This is a genomic window from Eudoraea sp. (genome assembly GCF_049669105.1).
GTDB lineage: Bacteria > Bacteroidota > Bacteroidia > Flavobacteriales > Flavobacteriaceae > Eudoraea.
On sequence record NZ_JBATKE010000007.1, the window covers coordinates 1 to 5,575 of the forward strand.

General features: G+C 37.9%; 6 protein-coding genes. 1 reads left to right on the plus strand and 5 read right to left on the minus strand.

The features are described from left to right. A partial coding sequence (locus WBM60_RS00330) for a carbohydrate porin (RefSeq protein ID WP_424282617.1) occupies positions 1-182 on the plus strand: 182 nt, incomplete at its 5' end. 732 nt (positions 183-914) lie between these two features. Here the strand turns inward: WBM60_RS00330 and WBM60_RS00335 are convergent. The 5 genes from WBM60_RS00335 to WBM60_RS00355 form a co-directional block, all read right to left on the minus strand. Continuing rightward, complete coding sequence (locus WBM60_RS00335) at positions 915-1,766, minus strand: mechanosensitive ion channel family protein (RefSeq protein ID WP_424261462.1); 852 nt, start codon at positions 1,764-1,766, stop codon at positions 915-917. Between the two features lie 32 nt (positions 1,767-1,798). Beyond that, positions 1,799-3,157, minus strand: a complete 1,359-nt coding sequence (locus WBM60_RS00340) for an NAD-dependent succinate-semialdehyde dehydrogenase (RefSeq protein WP_424282618.1) — start codon at positions 3,155-3,157, stop codon at positions 1,799-1,801. Between the two features lies 1 nt (position 3,158). After that, positions 3,159-3,860: a hypothetical protein gene (locus WBM60_RS00345; RefSeq protein ID WP_424261466.1), complete on the minus strand. Its 702-nt coding sequence runs from the start codon at positions 3,858-3,860 to the stop codon at positions 3,159-3,161. 8 nt (positions 3,861-3,868) lie between these two features. Next, positions 3,869-5,365 (minus strand): biotin carboxylase, encoded by a 1,497-nt coding sequence (locus WBM60_RS00350; protein ID WP_424261468.1) that lies wholly within the window; start codon positions 5,363-5,365, stop codon positions 3,869-3,871. An 18-nt stretch (positions 5,366-5,383) separates the two neighbouring features. Next, positions 5,384-5,575 (minus strand): hypothetical protein (locus tag WBM60_RS00355; RefSeq protein ID WP_424282619.1); only part of this gene is annotated, 192 nt, incomplete at its 5' end.

Consider the following 5,575-nt stretch of genomic DNA (forward strand, 5'->3'; position numbering starts at 1 on the left):
CTTCTGAATCCACATATTATGAAGGTGTTGAAGATCAATTAACAATTGAATTATTTTATCACTGGCAAAAGTTGAAGACCCTTATTTTAACGCCAGATGTTCAGTTTATAATTAATCCAGCCCAAAATCCTACAAGAAATTTTATAACCGTATTTGGGTTGAGAGGACGAATTTTTATTTAGGAAATAATATTGCATACTTATGAATCTGAAATTCGTATTCATTACATATATTCTAAAAGTGCAATAAGTCATCTAAATACAATACCTGTTCTGAATTGCAAATGGCACAGATGGCTTTGCTCAACGCATTCAATTTGGTGCTAAGTTGAATTTTACTGATTGACCGCAATTTATTCATTTTTGTTATGCTGGGCCATAGGTTAATAAAATATGTTTCGCGTTAACAATTTCCGAATTCCGTTAGTGCAAAATTAAGTGCTGGTTTGATCATGGGGTACCCTAAAGTAGCAATCTATTTTACTAAAAATTAGATGGCCCCCAGTGTTGAATGTGGAAACTATTTTGAACAAATTTATATTCAAAAAATGCCTGGAAACTTATCGGGTATTCTTCTATTTTATTTTCGAACAAAAACGAACGATTTTGGAACTAAGCGATTTCAGACATAGCTATTTGATTAGTTTTGATATAATAATAGATTTTCCTAAATTTATGGGATAAAGAATTACATCCCTTGTGCTTATTTGTATTAAAAATCGCAAAGAGGTGTACAGCTTAAAATTAGCAAGTTAAAATGTTGTAAGAGAGTGTGTTATGACCTTATTTTTAGGTCTGTCATCCCGACCAAGCAGAAAAGTGATTTGCATATGCAAATCACTTTTTTTATTCCCCAAAGCGATTCATACCTAGTTTGAAAAAGCGGTGGGGAATAAAAAAGGAACGCCATGGCGTTCACTTTTCAATTTTTCCGGCGGTATTGGATTTAAGGTGTAAATCCATTTGTGGGAAGGGTATTGTAACTTTATTTTCGGCAAATTTTTTATTAATAATTCTCCTGATATCACTTTTTGCTTTTCCTATTCTAAAAATATTTTTACTAAAAAACAAAAGTTGAAAATCTAAGGATGAATTACCGAAATTCATTAATCGGGCTTCAACCAATTCCCTGTTTGAGACTTCTGGATGCTCAAAGGCGCTTTCTTCCAATATTTTGATAACCTTTTCAACATCACTTCCATAAGCTACCCCAACATCAATCTTAAAACGTGTTTTTTTTGATTGATGACTCCAATTAATTACCTTACTCGTAGTAATTAATGAATTTGGAATGATAATAGATATGTCATCCCTGTTTAAGGCCTTAGAGGTTCGTAAACCAATACCTTCAATTTTTACTACGTCGCCATCTATTTCCAAAACATCATTTATTTTTATGGATCTCTCTGAAAGTAAGATGATACCTGATATTACGTCATTAAATGTTTGCTGTAATCCTAAGCCAACTCCCACCAATAAGGCCGCAGAACCGGCTAATAACAAAGTAACTTTAACTCCGATAGTTTCCAGCAAAAATCCAATGGCCATGACCCAAATTACATATTTTATGATTTGGTATAAAGCATAGGTAGTGCCGGGATCAGTTTTGCGAAATTTATACTTGCGAAACAATGCTTTCTTAATGAGCCATAGTATTAGTTTGGTAATAATTAGGATAATCAGAATAGTCACCAGGTCAGAAACCCTTATTGTATAATTGCTTAAACTTAAGATTTCAAATTCCAGAATTTTATTTAAGGTTTCCATGTACTTATTTATTACCAAATATCGAATTTTATTTAATTTTTCACATAAACCGTCTTGCGATTTATAAATTCCATCATCCCATCTTTTGCCAGTTCACGTCCATAGCCGGAATTTTTGGTGCCGCCAAATGGCAGCCTTGGGTCTGATTTGACTAGTTCATTAATGAAATAGGCTCCATCGCTAATTCTATCTGCAAATTTTACTGCCTTATCTATATCTGTAGTACAAACGGTTACCCCTAGCCCATATTTCGATTGTTCCGAGAGGGCAAAGGCCTGATCTATATCTTTTGCTTTTATCATAGCCGCGAGAGGGCCAAATGTTTCTTCTTCAAAAGCAGCCATTCCGGGCGTTACATTACCTAAAATGGTAGGTTCATGGTAACAACCGTTCTGTTCGCCTCCAAGTAATAGCTTTGCACCTTGTTCCATCGATTCTGTGACCTGACGATTAAGCTGATCTGCCAGATCTTTACGAGCCATAGGCCCAACTTGGGTAGCATCTTCCAATGGATCCCCCGATTTCAAATCCTTTACGGCTTTTGTAAATTTTGAAACAAACTCGTCATAAATTCCTTCCAATAAAATAAAGCGCTTGGCAGCAATACAACTCTGTCCGCAATTAAGCATTCTGGCAGTAAGGGCAGTTTTTACGGCCTTATCTATATCCGCATCTTCCCAAACAATAAAGGCATTGTTCCCGCCAAGTTCCAAAACTGTTTTTTTAATATGCCTGCCGGCTATTTCTGCCACTGCCGAACCCGCTCTTTCGCTTCCTGTCAGTGTTACTGCTTTTACAGCCACGTGCGCAATGATCTGTTCTGTATGGTCGTGGTGTACAATCAGGTTTTGAAAGACAGCCCCGGGAAAACCGGCTCTAATAAATACTTCTTCTATTTGTTTGGCACATCCAAATACATTGGGAGCGTGTTTCAACAAACCGGTGTTGCCCGCAGTTAAAGTTGGTGCAGCAAACCTAAAAACCTGCCAAAATGGAAAGTTCCACGGCATAATTGCCAGGACACTTCCGATTGGATCATGCCTTACAAAACTTTGTGTTGCATCGGTGGCTATTGTTTCATTTTTCAGGAATTCTGCGGCATTCTCCGCATAGTAATCGCATACCCATGCACATTTATTCACTTCAGATCTGGATTCTATGATGGGTTTTCCCATTTCCAAGGTAATCATTTGGGCGTATTCTTCGACATTCTCCCTCAATACCTGGCCGGCTTTTTTAATAAGTGCACTGCGTTCGGAAAGGGGAACTTTTCGCCAGGACTCAAAGGCATCCTGGCTTTTATTAAGTTTTGCTACCAGTTCTTTTTCTGTAAGAGATGTATAATGCCCAACAGGTTGGTCATTGTACGGATTTATACTTTTAAATTCCATTTTATTTGAGTTGTCCGTCTGAAAATGCTGTTGATTCAAAACCCTGTACTCCCTTTAGTTCATCTACCCAGTTCCAGGAAGTATATATGGTAAAAGTGTTGGAATTATCTTCAGGGGTAAAGCCAGATTCCTCAAATTTCCAGATGATATGTTCAGACTCCGGAAACTTGTCCGACTTTATATTCTCGTCAAATAGCCGATAGATGATGTTATGTTCATCCATTCCGTCATTTAGCAAACGGGTCAGAAAAGAGGAACCTGGCTTTACTAAATTTAAAACTGATTCCTTGTTCAATGCAATCACCTTCAAAGTAATCCGTACAATATCAGGGGTTGGAAACTGCTTTGGAAATGTCCAGTATAGCATGCATCCAACATTGAATAATGCTTCGTGTAATTTGATGTCGGAGTATTCCTCCCAAAGACGATCGTCCTGTAACTCTGATGCAAGATTTTGCCTCTGACCTATATTGAGTTGTTCTTTAAGCCGTAACTCTAAAATATTGACTGCCGCATCTTCGACCGTTAGGTCGGACAATGCTAAAGTAGCCATTTCCTTTAGTTCTTCGAAAGGAACAGTATCAGCATCATCATACTCGAGATGATGCAATACATCCAAAAAATCTTCATTTGTCCATGCTCCGGGTATTTCATGGATTTCTTTCAATTCCAGTACCCGGACATCGTATTTAAAGTTGGCCATGCCAAATTTTACTTTGTTAAACTGCCACTTAGCGCAATCTTTGGACGCTTATCCTCAACTACTTGTGAAACGTATTTTTCGCGGATGGCCTTTATCCAATCTTTTGCTCTTTTATTCAGCTTAAAATCATCGGTCATCATACGTCCTCTGGAAACCAAAATTCCCATATCAGCCCCTTCGTACAAATAATCTCCTTGTTTGGATATGTTTAAGAAAAATGCTTCCGCTTCAGATTCTACTGCCCTCCTATGTGTATCCATCCTGTCGAAAAGAATATGGCCATTGTCGAACATTTTATAAATCCCGGATTTGGGTGCCTCAGATACATACTCAATAGTATCTTCCGTATGCTTGATGATAAGTTGACTCCATCCATCAATATTTTCCTGTCTGGCCCATCGGTCATTGATCGCCTTGACACTCAACTTGTATTCCACGTCCATCCATTCTAAAATATGGAAAACAAAAAGGGGTGCATCTGCCAATGCAAAAACAGCATGGTTAGTAATAGAACTTGCTCCGGTCACCCTGGGATTTAATTCCCCTAAATAAATTTCTCCATTATCCTGATCAATGAGAAAATCTAATTCAAAATATCCTTTATATCCTTCTTTGCGCAATTGATCGCCAAAAAGTTGCGTATATTTTGTTGCCTTTTTTCGCAATTCCGGAGTAAAGGCATTTGGATAAATTTCGTTGCCACACCAGCCACCTTTGTAAGGTGTCAATTCTTTAAACCCAACCAGTTCGGTCATCAGAGGTGCAACGATGGTGCCGTGTCTTGTAACGCATGCCTCGATAGCCGAGCCTTTACAGTTGATGCGCTTCATTATTTTGACTTCCTTTTCTTTTACAATCTCTTCCTCGTATTTTTTAAACTCTGCTTCATTGGATATAAAAAAAGTAGTATGCCCGGAATCACCAAATGGCGTTTGTATTACAAGGTCGTTTCCAAGTGCCTTTGACACTTTGTTTAGGTGCGAATAATCCGTTACAGGAGACAGTACATAGGGAACACAGGGCACTCCGGCCTTTTCTGCAATACGGTTCGTATTCACTTTATTGTCCATGAATGTCCGCATTTTAGCTGTAGGGAACATAATTTGCAATCCTAATTTCTTTGCAAGTTTCTCGGTCTTTTCATCAAACATGAGAAACATGGCTTTCCCTGTAGTATTTCCTTTCTTTCTTGTCTTCAAATAGTCCTGTACTTCAGGATGTTGTAACAAATAATTGTTGATGTCTTCTATACCTGTGAAATCGTCATGGGGAATTTCTTCCTTAGGTGAAAAAACATTGGGATGCTCGCCATCAAAGCATTCGATGTGGCAGATAAATTTAAAGCCCTTTATCCATTCATCGGCGCCAAGCATATTGAAATTTGTTGCACTGATAAAATACAGCGGAATCTCGTTTTTATAAAAGAACCGTCTTATATCCGGCACTCCATTTAGTTGCGAAGTTGTTGTTACTTTCTTTGCAGGGATTGTTTTTTTAGCACTCATATTTTTAATTTACAAATTTTAAATTGATTGTTTTTTCTTCATTCCTCTTGCCATAGCACCCATCGAGGTAGTAATTTTCTGCCTGTTCAATACATTTTCTTTAAATACCCTAAGGCCAAGATCGGATCGATACCCGTGTATTTCGCTCACATCGAGCACGGTAAGAAAATTAATAATTTCCTTACTGACCACCTGACCCGGGACCAGCAC